A 13,423-nucleotide genomic window follows, 5' to 3' on the forward strand; every position below is an offset into this window, starting at 1 on the left:
ATAAGCTCCAGAAAGCAGCGGCAAGCTTGTAGCTAGAAGCTCAAAGCTTGCCGCGGCCCTACTTAGGGTAAAGGGGCGGCAGGCTGCTGGTGTCGGCCACCGGGGCCTGGACCCGCTCATTGATGGGGATGGTGCGAATCGCGCGCCACAGTTCTTCGCCTTGCCAGTATTGGCCGGTTTCGCTGTAGAGCGCGCCGTTGAGGCCGTCGAGGGCGTCGGACAGCGGCACGAAGCGTGCGGCCATGTCGGCCAGGGTTTCCGGTTGCTGGCGAGCCCAGGCATCCAGGGCCTGGCGGGTGGCCTGAGGGTCGTTGGCCAGGCTCGCGCGTTTCAGGTCGTCGAGCAGCGTGCGCGGGCTGGGCCCGGTTTGCGCCGCCCGCAGGATCGCCGGTTGCCAGCGGGCGCGCCACCACAGGCCGAAGCCGATCAGGGTGGTGCAGGCCAGCAGCAGTGTGCTCAGTTGCCAGGCCCAGAGGCTGGAATTGTCGACGCTGCTGCTCGGTGTCGGGTTGCCGGCCGGGGTGTCCACCACCAGGCTCGGGTTGTTCGCCACGTGCAGGGTGCGGGCGGGCAGGGTGCTGCGTTCCAGGTGGTCTTCAAAGGTGTTCCACCACACCACTTCCACCGCCGGCAGTTCAATGCTGCCGCTGCGGTTGGGCACCAGGGCCTGGCTGTCTTCGCGAATGCCGATCAGCCCGCGCTCGCTGTTCTGGTTGCTCAACTGCGGCTGGTCCGGGTAGCTGCGCAGGCCGCTGACTTCACTGCTGGGCAGGGGCGGCAGTTGCGAGCTGGACAGGCCTTCGGCGCGCAGGGTCAGGCTGCGGGTCACCGAGTCGCCGACCTGCAGATTGTCCGGCTCCGGGTTCCAGCTTTCGCTCAGGCTCAGGCTGCGGGCCGGCAGCCAGGGAGCGTCGGCCGGGTAGGCGGCGGGCTTGGCCTTGACCGACAGCGGCATTTCGGCGGAGCTGACGTGGATCAGCTTGCCCGGCTTGGGCCCCAAGGGCGCCGGCTCCTGGCTTGGCTTGACGTCGACCATGGTCGCGCTGAAGGTCTGCGCCGGGATCAGCAGCGCGCCGCTGTGTTGCGGGTAGATGGCGTAGCGCATCTCGATCACGCCGTGGCGCACGCCATTGATGACCTTCTCGAAGGTGCGCTGCTCGCCCAGCTGTTCGACTCGGGCGTCGCCGATCTGCAACGGGGTCAGGCTGCTGTCGTCGTACAGCGCCACCGAATGGTAAATGTGCAGGGTCAACAGGGCCTGGGCCTGCACGTAGACGCTGTCCTGGTCGAGGCTGACGTCGATGAACACCGGCTCCATGCGGCTGTCGGGCAGTTGCGCAGCGCTCTCGATCACCTGCAGGGTGATCGGCTGGCTCTGCACCTCGCCCAGTTGCAGGGCCGGGATCAGCACGGTGCCGGTCTGGCGTGGCAGCAGGGTGATGATCCAGCGCGTGGTGGCGCGGCTTTCATCGCTCAGGGTGGTCAACTGGTTGACCTGGCGCGTGCCGCGCACCTCGAACGACGGCTCCAGCGGCGCCAGGTCGGGTTTGCCGAACAGGGTGACGTCGTTGGACTCCAGGGTCAGCTCCACGGTTTCTCCGGAGTTCACCCGGCTGCGGTCGACACTGGCGACCAGCCCGGCGCCCTGGGCCAGGGAGGCCCAGAGAAAGAAGGTGAGCAAGAGGGCGGTGAAGCGGGTCATCGAGTTTTTCCCTGATCCTGATGTTGTTGCTGTTCGTACCAGAATTTGCGCCGCAGCAATTCGCCGGGGTCGTCCGGAATCTTGCGCAGCCATTGCTCTAATGCCTGCCTGCGCTCGCCGTCCAGGGTCTCTGCACCGGCGCGCAGGGGTGGTGTTGTGGTGCGCTCGTCACCCAGTTCGGAACCCGGCACATCGGACTGCCCGGACTGGGCCTGGGTGTCCGCAGGTTGCTCTTCGTCTCCCTGGCCATTGCCCGCAGGCGGGTTCTGCCCCTGGTTTTCGTGCTCGCCGGGTGCCTGGGAGCCCTGGTTGGCAGCGCCCGATTGCGCCGAGGTGCCGGTTTCGTCGCCGTCGCCAGGCTGCTCCTTGTCCGGGACCTCGGGGGTGGTCACCTGTTGTTCTTGCAGCAGGCTTTCGACCAGGGCCTTGTTCTGCAGCGCCGGTTGCAGGTCGGGCTGCAACTCCAGGGCCTGTTCGTAGGCGTCCACCGCGGCCTCCAGCTCACCGCTGCGGGCCAGGGCGTTGCCACGATTGTAGTGGGCGCGGGCGTCGCTGCCTTCGGCAAAGCGCTGAGCGGCAGCGGCGTAGTCGCCGGCCTCATACAGGGCCACGCCTTGCCATTGCAGGTCCTGGAAGTGCCGCGCCGCGTCGGCGGGGCGTTGCTGTTGCAACAGGCGCTGGCCTTGCTGGTCGGGCCGCAGCCACAGGTCGTTGAACTCGAAGGCGTAGCTGGGCTGCGGCAGCATGAACAGCAGCGGCAGGCAGAACAGCCAGCCACGGCGCCCGGCGCAGGCCGCCAGCAACAACAGCGGCAACAGCAGCCAGTAACCCTGGTCGGCCCATGTGTCGAGTTGCAGGGTCTGGCCGTCGTCGCGCAGGTTGCGCGGGCCACCCAGCAGGCCCAGGCCGCGCAAGTCATTGTCATCCAGGCGCACCTGGCGATAACGCCCGCCGAGGTCGCCGAGGAAGCTTTTCAGACTCGGGCTGTCGAGGCGCGAAACCAGGATCGCGCCCTGGTCATCCTTGAGCAGGCTGCCGTTTTCCTGGGTTACCGGTGCACCGTCACGGCTGCCGATCCCCAGCATCAATAGTTGCGGTGCACGGCCACCCAGGGCCTGGCGGATGCCTTGGCGTTCCTGTTCGCTGAGGGACGAGGCGATCAACAGGATCCGGCCCTGGCCCAGGGCGCCCTGGTCCAGCAGTTGCAGGGCCTTGTGCACCGCGAGGTCGGCGCGCTGGCCGGCCTCGGGCATGATCGACGGCTTGAGCGCTTCGAGCAGGTTGCGGCTGGTGGCCAGGTCGTCCGACAGCGGCACCAGGGTGTGGGCACTGCCGGCGTAGACCACGATGGCGGTCTGCGCGTCGCTGCGCAGTTGCAGCAGGTCCAGCAGCTTGCGCCGCGCCTGTTCGAGGCGGTTGGGCGGCACGTCGCTGGCAAGCATTTGCGGCGTCAGCTCCAGCAGCACCACCAGCGGGTCGGCGGGCTTCTGGCTGATTTGCTCCACACGCTGCCAGCTGGGGCCGAGCAGTGCCAGGACCGCGATCAGCCACGCCAGGCCGAGCACCACCCAGGGCATTTTGCTCTCACGGCCGTTGCCGCCGCTGAGCAGGGCAGCATGGAAGGCCGGTGGCAGGATCATCTGCCAGCGCCCGGCGCGTTTTTGCCGATGCCAGAGGTGCCACAGCAGCCAGCCGAGCGGCAGCAACAGCAGCAGCCAGGCGGGGCGGAACCAGTGCGGCCAGAGCGCGGCGATCATCGACGCCTCCGCAGGCGCAGGCGTTTGAGACGCTCGCGCCAGTCATGGGCCGGTTGCAGGAAGTGCGCCTTGGTGAAGAACCGTTGCAGCGGGTTCTCCGGCCAGCGCTCGCGCACCACCAGCAGCATGCTGAAAATCAGCGCCAGGGCCAGCGGCCAGCTATAGAGTGCCTGGGCCGGGCGCGCCTGGGTCGGCTGCTGGGCCACGGGCTCCAGTTGGTCGAGGGTTTCCTTGATGGCTTGCAGCTCCTGGCCGTCGCGGGCGCGGAAGTAGCGGCCGCCGGTGACTGTGGCGATTTCCTTGAGGGCCGGCTCGTCCAGGTCGAGGCTCGGGTTCAGCCCCAGCAGGCCCTGGGTGCCGCTTTGCTCGGGGTCGGCGCCGATGCCGATCGGGTAGATTTTCACCCCTTCTTCAGCGGCCAGGCGCGCAGCGGTCAGGGGGTCGATTTCGCCGCCGTTGTTGGCGCCGTCGGTCACCAGGATCAGCACCCGGCTTTGCGCCGGGCGTTGGCGCAGGCGTTTCAAGGCCAGGCCGATGGCATCGCCGATGGCGGTGTTTTTACCGGCGATGCCGATCTTCGCTTCATCCAGCCAGATGCGCACCGTGCGGCGGTCGAAGGTCAGTGGCGCCTGCAGGTAAGCCTTGCTGCCGAACAGGATCAGGCCCACGCGGTCGCCTTCGCGGCCTTCGAGAAAGTCCCCCAGAAGGTGCTGCACCAGGCTCAGGCGGCTGACGTCTTCGTCCAGCCACTGCATATCGGGGAAGTCCATGGAGCCGGATACGTCCACCGCCACCAGCAGGTCGCGACCGCTGGCCGCCACCGGCAGGGGTTCGCCCAGCCATTGGGGACGGGCCGCAGCCAGCAGCAGCAACAGCCACAGCAGGATGAACGGTGCCTGCTGGCGCCAGGCCGGCAGGTTGGCCCGGGCCCGGCGCCGGGCCAGGCCTTCGAGTTCGGTGAGGAAGCTGATCTTCAGCGCCGGCTCGCCGCTGTCGGCCACCGGCAGCAGCACCCGCAGCAGCCACGGCAGTGGCAACAGGGCAAAGACCCAGGGCCAGGCGAACTCAAACATGGTTGCGGATCCAGGTGTCGACCGCCTGGGTCAGGCCGGCGATGGCTTTGTCGTCGAGCTTGCACTCGGGCTTGTAGGCGCCTTCCACCAGCACCATCCAGCGCGTCAGCCCCGCAGCCGGGCAGCGGTTGTCGAGAAACGCCAGCCATTTGCGGCCGTTCAGGGTATGGCTCTGGCTGTAGGGGTAGTGGTTGCGGCACAAGCGCTTGAGCAGCGCATTGAGCTGTTGCAGCCAGGCCCCGGCCGGTGCGCCGTCGTAGGGCTTGGGCAGCAGCGCCAGTTCGGCCAGGGCCGCCAGGCGCACCGGGTCCAGGGGCAGTTCGGCGCGCACGATGGGGCGCTTGCGCGGCCACCAGCGTTTGAGCCGCCACAGGCCGAACCCCAGCAACGGCAGCAGCACCAGCAGCAGCCACCAGCCCGGGGCGGGCGGCCAGAAGCCGATGGCGGGCGGGGCCATCAAGGGCTGCAGTTGTTCGAGGCTGCTCATCGGGATTTACCCGGGCGTTGCGGGTTCAGGTATTCGCGCAGTTGTTCGACCATCTCGCTCTGGGTGCTCAGAGGCATCAGCAGCACCCGCAGCTTTTGCGCCAGCAGCTCCCAACGGGCGATGCGCGCCTCACTCATGGCGCGGTAGGCCTGGCGCAGGTCGTAATTCAGGGTGTCGAGCTCCAGCTGCGCACCACGCTCGGCAAAGCGCAGCAGGCCGGCGGCGGGCAGGGCGTGGTCGAGGGGATCGGACAGCGGCATCAGCAGCAGGTCGCAATGGCGTGAAAGCAGGCTCAGCTGTTGTTCGGCGGCGTCGGACAGGGCGCGCTCGTCGCAGATCACGATCACCAGGCTGCCCGGGCGCAGGACTTCGCGGCCACGGCGCAGGGCGGTGCCCAGGGCATCGCGCTCGGGTTCGGTCTCGGTGTGCAGCGACTGGTTGACCCGCACCAGGCGGTTGAGCAGCTGCAACAGGCTCTGTTTGCTGCGGCGCGGCTTGATTTCGTAGTGTTCGTCATCGCCGAACACCAGGCCGCCGACCCGGTCGTTGTGACCCAGGGCGGCCCAGCCGATCAGGCTCGCGGCCTGGGCGGCGAGCACCGATTTGAACATCAGCCCGGAACCGAAGAACAACCGGCGACTTTGCTCGACCATGATGAAAATCGGCCGTTCGCGTTCTTCATGGAACAGCTTGGTGTGCGGTTCCTGGGTGCGCGCCGTCACGCGCCAGTCGATGGTGCGCACGTCGTCGCCGGCCTGGTAGACCCGCACCTGATCGAAGTCGACCCCGCGTCCACGGAGTTTCGAGTGGTGCAGGCCGATCAGCGGGCTGCGTTGGCTCGGGGTCGAGAACAGCTGCACTTCGCGCACCCGATGGCGCATCTCGATCAGCTCGGCGAGGCTGATGCGGATGCCGGGTTCGGCGGTCTTGGGGCTCGGGCTCATGGGGGTCAAGCGACGGCAACGACGTCGAGAATACGCTGGACCACCCGGTCCTGGTCGATGCCTGCGGCTTCGGCTTCAAAGGACAGGATGATGCGGTGGCGCAATACGTCGAACAGCACGGCCTGGATATCTTCCGGGCTGACGAAGTCGCGCCCGGCCAGCCAGGCATGGGCCCGGGCGCAGCGGTCGAGGGCAATCGAGCCCCGGGGGCTGGCGCCGTAGGCGATCCACTCGGCCATCTCCGGGTCGAACTTGGCCGGGGTGCGGGTCGCCATGACCAGTTGCACCAGGTATTCCTCCACGGCGTCGGCCATGTACAGGCCGAGGATTTCCTTGCGCGCGGCGAAGATCGCCTGCTGGCTGACCCGGCGTTCGGGCTTGGTTTCGCCGTTCAGGGCTTCGCCACGGGCCTGTTGCAGGATGCGGCGTTCGACGGCGGCGTCGGGAAAGCCGATTTTCACGTGCATCAGGAAGCGGTCGAGCTGGGCTTCGGGCAGGGGGTAGGTGCCTTCCTGCTCGATGGGGTTCTGGGTCGCCATCACCAGAAACAGGGGCGACAGCTCATAGGTGCTGCGCCCGACACTGACCTGGCGCTCGGCCATGGCCTCCAGCAGGGCCGACTGGACCTTGGCCGGGGCGCGGTTGATTTCGTCGGCCAGCACCAGGTTGTGGAAGATCGGGCCCTGCTGGAACACGAAGCTGCCGGTTTCCGGGCGATAGATCTCGGTGCCGGTGATGTCGGCCGGCAACAGGTCAGGGGTGAACTGGATACGATGGAACTGCGCTTCAATGCCTTCGGCCAACTCTTTGATGGCCTTGGTCTTGGCCAGGCCTGGCGCACCCTCGACCAACATGTGACCGTCGGCGAGGAGGGCGATGAGCAGGCGCTCGATGAGTTTTTCCTGGCCGAGAATCTGCGTTGAAAGAAAGGTTCGCAGCGCAAGCAGCGCTTCACGATGTTCCATCGATGACTGTTCCTGGAGAGGGAGAGCCCGGGTGTTCGAGTAACGCCGGGGCTGGGGGCGATACTTTAATCCATAGCAGGGGGTGCCGACTAACGGGGAAATCCGGAATTGCCGATTTAGTCGAAAAAATCAGCCCGTAGCGCTGTAGCCGCTGCCGCAGGCTGCGCAGGCCGGGGAGGGCGATACAGGTTTGTCCCACACCCTCCCGGCGGCCACAGGGCTTACAGCTGGCTTATATAGGTGCCGGTGCCCTTGAGGATGTTTTGCAGGGTCAGTTCGACTTCGGCGAGGTCGCTGGCGGCGGTGGCGTGGTGGATTTCCAGGTGGTCGTCGCCGTTGAGGGCGTCGGCGTCGGCCGCGGCGATTTCGATCAGCAGGCGGGTCGGGCTCAGGGTGACTTTCACCCCGTCCAGGGTCGAAGGCTCACCGTCGAGGGTGATTTCCAGCTCGTCCTCATCCGGGTAGCGGCTCATCAGAAACATGTCGCCCTGGCTGCTGTGGCAGCAGAGCATGGCCATGTTGTCTTCTTCGTCATCGCAGGGGTTGGCGATCAAATGGGCGGTGGTCAGTTGCATGGGGCTGTTCCTGAAGAGTGGCTGCACGGACCCACAGCGGGGCAGGCAAAGTGCAATTCTGCCAGCCCTGGGGAATTTCTGCTGGTTTGCGTGTCTGAGAACAGGTCGTGACCGCAGTCGCCCTGGCGGGTCATTTCTGGTACGCCAGTACCCCGAAAACCAGGTTCAGGCCACGGTTCGGCCCGCTGGCTGCTAGTGTTGTGCGGGGTGCGGCGCGTCGGGTGCGTGCCAATGACCGAATATGTCGCAGCATCGCAAGCAGCGGCCTTGCCGCACTCGTTAAGCTGCGCAACGGATGGACACCTGTAAAGGCATTGTGCGCGTGATGCGTCAGTCGTTTTTGCAGATGCCCATCGCAGCGAAGGTGAATGTGACCCGAGTGTCCCGTCCAGCTTCACCACCTTGTCATCCTGCAACCTCTGCCCGAGATCAGGAGCAGGGTGACGCTTGACCCCGCAAGGGGATTGCACGCGACGCTTCCATCAATAACAAGCCCAAGCGGAGTACCACAGATGGCGTTCTTCACCGCAGCCAGCAAAGCCGACTTCCAGCACCAACTGCAAGCGGCACTGGCGCAGCACATCAGTGAACAGGCACTGCCACAAGTGGCGCTGTTCGCTGAACAATTCTTCGGCATCATTTCCCTGGACGAACTCACCCAGCGTCGGTTGTCCGACCTGGCGGGCTGCACCTTGTCAGCCTGGCGCCTGCTTGAGCGCTTCGATCACGCGCAACCGCAAGTGCGCGTCTACAACCCCGACTACGAACGCCACGGCTGGCAGTCGACCCACACCGCGGTCGAGGTCCTGCACCATGACCTGCCGTTCCTGGTCGACTCGGTGCGTACCGAGCTCAACCGTCGCGGCTACAGCATCCATACCCTGCAAACCACCGTGCTCAGCGTGCGTCGCGGCAGCAAGGGCGAGTTGCTGGAAATCCTGCCCAAGGGCACCCACGGCGAAGGCATCCAGCAAGAATCGCTGATGTACCTGGAAATCGACCGTTGCTCCAACGCCGCCGAGCTCAATGTACTGAGCAAGGAACTGGAGCAGGTGCTGGGTGAAGTGCGCGTCGCAGTGGCCGACTTTGAACCGATGAAGGTCAAGGTCCAGGAACTGATCGACGGCATCGACAACAGCAAGTTCGCCATCGCGGCGGACGAAAAGACCGAAATCAAGAGCTTCCTGGAATGGCTGGTGGGCAACCACTTCACCTTCCTCGGCTATGAAGAATTTGTGGTTCGCGAAGAGCAGGACGGCGGTCATATCGAATATGACCCCAACTCGTTCCTCGGCCTGACCAAGCTGCTGCGCGCCGGCCTCACCGCCGACGACCTGCGCATCGAAGACTACGCCGTCAACTACCTGCGCGAACCGACTCCGCTGTCGTTCGCCAAGGCCGCGCACCCAAGCCGCGTGCACCGTCCGGCCTACCCGGACTACGTGTCGATCCGCCAGATCGATGCCGACGGCAAAGTGGTCAAGGAATGCCGTTTCATGGGCCTGTACACCTCGTCGGTGTACGGCGAAAGCGTGCGGGTCATCCCGTACATCCGGCGCAAGGTGGAAATCGTCGAGCAGCGCTCGGGCTTCCAGGCCAAGGCCCACTTGGGCAAGGAACTGGCCCAGGTCCTCGAAGTACTGCCCCGTGACGACCTGTTCCAGACCCCGGTCGACGAACTGTTCAGCACCGTGATGTCCATCGTGCAGATCCAGGAACGCAACAAGATCCGCGTGTTCCTGCGCAAAGACCCCTACGGTCGTTTCTGCTACTGCCTGGCCTATGTGCCGCGCGACATCTACTCCACCGAAGTGCGGCAGAAGATCCAGCAAGTGCTGATGGATCGCCTGCAAGCCTCGGATTGCGAGTTCTGGACCTTCTTCTCCGAGTCGGTACTGGCCCGCGTCCAACTGATTCTGCGGGTCGACCCGAAGAACCGCATCGACATCGACCCGCTGCTGCTGGAAAAAGAAGTGGTCCAGGCCTGCCGCAGCTGGCAGGACGACTACGCCAGCCTGGTGGTCGAAAGCTTCGGCGAGGCCCACGGCACCAATGTGCTGGCGGACTTCCCGAAAGGCTTCCCGGCCGGCTACCGCGAGCGCTTCGCTGCGCACTCGGCCGTGGTCGACATGCAACACCTGCTGAGCCTGACCGAAGCCAACCCGCTGGTGATGAGCTTCTACCAGCCCCTGGGCCAGGTCTCGGGCCAGCGCGAGCTGCACTGCAAGCTGTACCACGCCGACACCCCGCTGGCGCTGTCCGACGTGCTGCCGATCCTGGAAAACCTCGGCCTGCGCGTGCTGGGCGAGTTCCCGTATCGCCTGCGTCACAACAACGGCCGTGAGTTCTGGATCCACGACTTCGCCTTTACCGCTGCCGAAGGCCTGGACCTGGATATCCAGCAGCTCAACGACACGCTGCAGGACGCCTTTGTCCACATCGTGCGTGGCGATGCCGAGAACGATGCCTTCAACCGCCTGGTGCTGACGGCCGGCCTGCCATGGCGCGACGTCGCGCTGCTGCGTGCCTACGCCCGTTACCTGAAGCAGATCCGCCTGGGCTTCGACCTGGGTTACATCGCCAGCACCCTGAACAACCACACCGACATCGCCCGCGAGTTGACCCGGTTGTTCAAGACCCGTTTCTACCTGGCGCGCAAGCTCACCAGCGACGACCTGGAAGACAAGCAGCAGCGCCTGGAACAAGCGATCCTCACCGCCCTGGACGACGTTCAGGTGCTCAACGAAGACCGCATCCTGCGTCGCTACCTGGACCTGATCAAGGCCACCCTGCGTACCAACTTCTACCAGACCGACGCCAACGGCCAGAACAAGTCGTACTTCAGCTTCAAGTTCAACCCGCACGCGATTCCAGAGCTGCCGAAACCGGTGCCGAAGTTCGAGATATTCGTCTACTCGCCACGGGTTGAAGGCGTGCACCTGCGCTTCGGCAATGTGGCGCGTGGCGGCCTGCGCTGGTCCGACCGTGAAGAAGACTTCCGTACCGAAGTCCTGGGCCTTGTAAAAGCCCAGCAAGTGAAGAACTCGGTGATCGTGCCGGTCGGCGCCAAGGGCGGCTTCCTGCCGCGTCGCCTGCCACTGGGCGGCAGCCGGGACGAGATCGCGGCCGAGGGCATCGCCTGCTACCGCATCTTCATCTCCGGCCTGCTGGACATCACCGACAACCTGAAAGACGGCGCCCTGGTGCCACCGGCCAACGTGGTGCGTCACGACAATGATGACCCGTACCTGGTGGTCGCGGCCGACAAAGGCACCGCAACCTTCTCCGACATCGCCAACGGCATCGCCATCGACTACGGCTTCTGGCTGGGTGATGCGTTCGCTTCCGGTGGTTCGGCCGGTTACGACCACAAGAAAATGGGCATCACCGCCAAGGGCGCGTGGGTCGGCGTGCAGCGCCACTTCCGCGAGCGTGGCATCAACGTCCAGGAAGACAGCATCACCGTGGTCGGTGTCGGCGACATGGCCGGTGACGTGTTCGGCAACGGCTTGCTGATGTCCGACAAGCTGCAACTGGTGGCCGCATTCAACCACCTGCACATCTTTATCGACCCGAACCCAACGCCGGCCAACAGCTTCGTCGAGCGTCAGCGCTTGTTCGACCTGCCGCGTTCGGCCTGGACCGACTACGACACCAGCATCATGTCCGAAGGCGGCGGTATCTTCTCGCGCAGCGCGAAGAGCATTGCCATCTCGCCACAGATGAAAGAACGCTTCGACATCCAGGCCGACAAGCTGACCCCGACCGAACTGCTCAATGCCTTGCTCAAGGCACCGGTGGACCTGTTGTGGAACGGTGGTATCGGCACCTACGTCAAGGCCAGCACCGAAAGCCACGCCGATGTCGGCGACAAGGCCAACGATGCACTGCGGGTCAACGGTAACGAGCTGCGCTGCAAGGTAGTGGGTGAGGGCGGCAACCTCGGCATGACCCAGCTGGGTCGTGTGGAGTTCGGCCTCAATGGCGGCGGTTCCAACACCGACTTCATCGACAACGCCGGTGGCGTGGACTGTTCCGACCACGAAGTGAACATCAAGATCCTGCTCAACGAAGTGGTGCAGGCCGGCGACATGACCGACAAGCAGCGCAACCAGCTGCTGGCGAGCATGACCGACGAAGTCGGCAGCCTGGTGTTGGGCAACAACTACAAGCAGACCCAGGCCCTGTCCCTGGCCGCGCGCCGTGCCTACGAGCGTGCTGCCGAGTACAAGCGCCTGATGAGCGACCTGGAAGGCCGGGGCAAGCTGGACCGCGCCATCGAGTACCTGCCGACCGAGGAGCAGCTCACCGAGCGCGCCGCGGCGGGCAAGGGCCTGACCCGTCCAGAGCTGTCGGTGCTGATCTCCTACAGCAAGATCGACCTCAAGGAAGCACTGCTCAAGTCCCTGGTACCGGATGACGACTACCTGACCCGTGACATGGAGACCGCGTTCCCGCCAAGCCTGGTGGCCAAGTTCTCCGAAGCCATGCGTCGTCACCGCCTGAAGCGCGAAATCGTCAGCACCCAGATCGCCAACGACCTGGTCAACCACATGGGCATCACCTTCGTGCAGCGCTTGAAGGAGTCCACCGGCATGAGCCCGGCGAACGTGGCCGGTGCTTACGTGATCGTGCGTGACATCTTCCACCTCCCGCACTGGTTCCGTCAGATCGAAGCCCTGGACCACCAGGTTTCGGCTGAAGTGCAGTTGGCATTGATGGATGAGCTGATGCGCCTGGGCCGTCGTGCCACGCGCTGGTTCCTGCGCAGCCGTCGCAACGAGCAGGATGCAGCGCGCGACGTCGCCCACTTCGGTCCGCACCTGGCGGCGTTGGGCCTCAAGCTCGACGAACTGCTGGAAGGCCCGACCCGCGAAGGCTGGCAGAACCGTTATCAGGCGTATGTCGAAGCCGGTGTGCCGGAGTTGCTGGCGCGCATGGTTGCAGGCACCACTCACCTGTACACCCTGCTGCCGATCATCGAAGCCGCTGACGTCACTGGTCAGAGCGCCGCCGATGTGGCCAAGGCCTACTTCGCCGTGGGCAGCGCCCTGGACCTGCCGTGGTACCTGCAGCAGATCAGCGATCTGCCAGTGGGCAACAACTGGCAGGCCCAGGCCCGCGAAGCCTTCCGCGACGACGTGGACTGGCAGCAACGGGCGATCACCATCAAGGTTCTGCAAATGGCCGATGCGCCGCAAGACATGGAAGCCCGCGTGGCCCTGTGGCTGGAGCAGAACGCGAGCATGGCCGATCGCTGGCGCGCCATGATGGTGGAAATCCGTGCCGCAGTCGGCACTGACTACGCCATGTACGCGGTGGCCAACCGGGAACTGCTGGACCTGGCACTGAGCGGTCAATCGAGCCTGTAACGGCCTGATCGAGCGTTAACCCAAAAAGCCCCGTATCGCGAGATACGGGGCTTTTTCATTGCACTCGATAATGGCAACGCCCAACCCCACCATCCCCGCCGCTACTTCTCCAACGGCGTCAACACCGCGTCCTGCTCATCCATCAACATGAACACTAAGAGCTTCGCCGGCTCGGTCTGGCTGGCATTGCTCGACACCGGATGCCGCGAACCGGCAGGCTCGAACCAGGACTGCCCGGCCTTGTAGGTTATCGCCGGCTGGTCATTGACCCGCGAAGTGATCGCGCCATGCAGCACATAAGCCATGGCCGCGCCGGCATGCCGATGGGGCACCGTGGCCTGGCCCGGGGCGTAGTCCACGGTCAGCATCAGGGCTTTCTTTCCAGGCATATTGCTCAGGGCCTGTTCCTGGAGAATCGCCAGCTTTTCCTGGCCGTACACCGGTTCATGGGCGGCGGCGCACAGGGAGGTCAGCAGCGCCAGGGCGGCGAGGGCAGCGGTCAATGGGTTCATGGTCGGGTTCTCGTGCTCAATGAAAAGACCGACCCA

Annotated in this window: 9 protein-coding genes; 1 reads left to right on the plus strand and 8 read right to left on the minus strand. The window is 65.1% G+C overall.

Annotated features, from left to right (window positions below; translation table 11 throughout):
* Nucleotides 1-58: 58 nt before the first annotated feature.
* From MF4836_RS32215 to MF4836_RS32245, 7 genes are all read right to left on the minus strand, one after another.
* The gene (locus MF4836_RS32215) at nt 59-1,702 is read right to left on the minus strand and encodes a BatD family protein (protein ID WP_078473754.1); all 1,644 of its coding nucleotides are present in this window, start codon (nt 1,700-1,702) and stop codon (nt 59-61) included.
* On the minus strand, nt 1,699-3,456 hold the full coding sequence (locus MF4836_RS32220; protein ID WP_078473779.1) for a tetratricopeptide repeat protein: 1,758 nt from the start codon (nt 3,454-3,456) through the stop codon (nt 1,699-1,701). Before MF4836_RS32220 ends, MF4836_RS32215 begins: the two co-directional genes overlap by 4 nt.
* Complete coding sequence (locus MF4836_RS32225; RefSeq protein ID WP_078473755.1) at nt 3,456-4,532, minus strand: vWA domain-containing protein; 1,077 nt, start codon at nt 4,530-4,532, stop codon at nt 3,456-3,458. The genes MF4836_RS32220 and MF4836_RS32225 overlap by 1 nt, the downstream gene beginning before the upstream one ends.
* Nucleotides 4,525-5,019 (minus strand): DUF4381 domain-containing protein, encoded by a 495-nt coding sequence (locus MF4836_RS32230; RefSeq protein ID WP_078473756.1) that lies wholly within the window; start codon nt 5,017-5,019, stop codon nt 4,525-4,527. Before MF4836_RS32230 ends, MF4836_RS32225 begins: the two co-directional genes overlap by 8 nt.
* Nucleotides 5,016-5,963: a DUF58 domain-containing protein gene (locus tag MF4836_RS32235; protein WP_020296063.1), complete on the minus strand. Its 948-nt coding sequence runs from the start codon at nt 5,961-5,963 to the stop codon at nt 5,016-5,018. Before MF4836_RS32235 ends, MF4836_RS32230 begins: the two co-directional genes overlap by 4 nt.
* A gap of 5 nt (nt 5,964-5,968) precedes the next feature.
* Nucleotides 5,969-6,928, minus strand: coding sequence for an AAA family ATPase (locus MF4836_RS32240; RefSeq protein ID WP_003218556.1), 960 nt, complete (start codon nt 6,926-6,928; stop codon nt 5,969-5,971).
* Nucleotides 6,929-7,149: 221 nt separating this feature from the next.
* On the minus strand, nt 7,150-7,503 hold the full coding sequence (locus MF4836_RS32245) for a hypothetical protein (RefSeq protein ID WP_078473757.1): 354 nt from the start codon (nt 7,501-7,503) through the stop codon (nt 7,150-7,152).
* 512 nt (nt 7,504-8,015) lie between these two features.
* On the opposite strand from MF4836_RS32245, the gene MF4836_RS32250 reads away from it, so the two are divergent.
* Nucleotides 8,016-12,875 carry an NAD-glutamate dehydrogenase gene (locus MF4836_RS32250; RefSeq protein WP_078473758.1) on the plus strand — a complete coding sequence of 1,620 codons (4,860 nt, stop codon included), beginning with the start codon at nt 8,016-8,018 and terminating at the stop codon, nt 12,873-12,875.
* Between the two features lie 101 nt (nt 12,876-12,976).
* On the opposite strand, the gene MF4836_RS32255 is transcribed toward MF4836_RS32250, so the two are convergent.
* The gene (locus MF4836_RS32255) at nt 12,977-13,387 is read right to left on the minus strand and encodes a cupin domain-containing protein (protein WP_078473759.1); all 411 of its coding nucleotides are present in this window, start codon (nt 13,385-13,387) and stop codon (nt 12,977-12,979) included.
* Nucleotides 13,388-13,423: the final 36 nt, after the last annotated feature.

The organism is Pseudomonas sp. MF4836 (genome assembly GCF_002018875.1).
Lineage (GTDB): Bacteria > Pseudomonadota > Gammaproteobacteria > Pseudomonadales > Pseudomonadaceae > Aquipseudomonas.

What these genes read in the sequence shown, in the direction of transcription:
- MF4836_RS32240 (WP_003218556.1), bottom strand. Translation starts at nt 6,928, where the DNA reads ATGGAACATCGTGAAGCGCTGCTTGCGCTGCGAACCTTTCTTTCAACG.
- MF4836_RS32250 (WP_078473758.1), top strand. Translation starts at nt 8,016, where the DNA reads ATGGCGTTCTTCACCGCAGCCAGCAAAGCCGACTTCCAGCACCAACTG.
- MF4836_RS32215 (WP_078473754.1), bottom strand. Translation starts at nt 1,702, where the DNA reads ATGACCCGCTTCACCGCCCTCTTGCTCACCTTCTTTCTCTGGGCCTCC.
- MF4836_RS32245 (WP_078473757.1), bottom strand. Translation starts at nt 7,503, where the DNA reads ATGCAACTGACCACCGCCCATTTGATCGCCAACCCCTGCGATGACGAA.
- MF4836_RS32230 (WP_078473756.1), bottom strand. Translation starts at nt 5,019, where the DNA reads ATGAGCAGCCTCGAACAACTGCAGCCCTTGATGGCCCCGCCCGCCATC.
- MF4836_RS32225 (WP_078473755.1), bottom strand. Translation starts at nt 4,532, where the DNA reads ATGTTTGAGTTCGCCTGGCCCTGGGTCTTTGCCCTGTTGCCACTGCCG.
- MF4836_RS32255 (WP_078473759.1), bottom strand. Translation starts at nt 13,387, where the DNA reads ATGAACCCATTGACCGCTGCCCTCGCCGCCCTGGCGCTGCTGACCTCC.
- MF4836_RS32235 (WP_020296063.1), bottom strand. Translation starts at nt 5,963, where the DNA reads ATGAGCCCGAGCCCCAAGACCGCCGAACCCGGCATCCGCATCAGCCTC.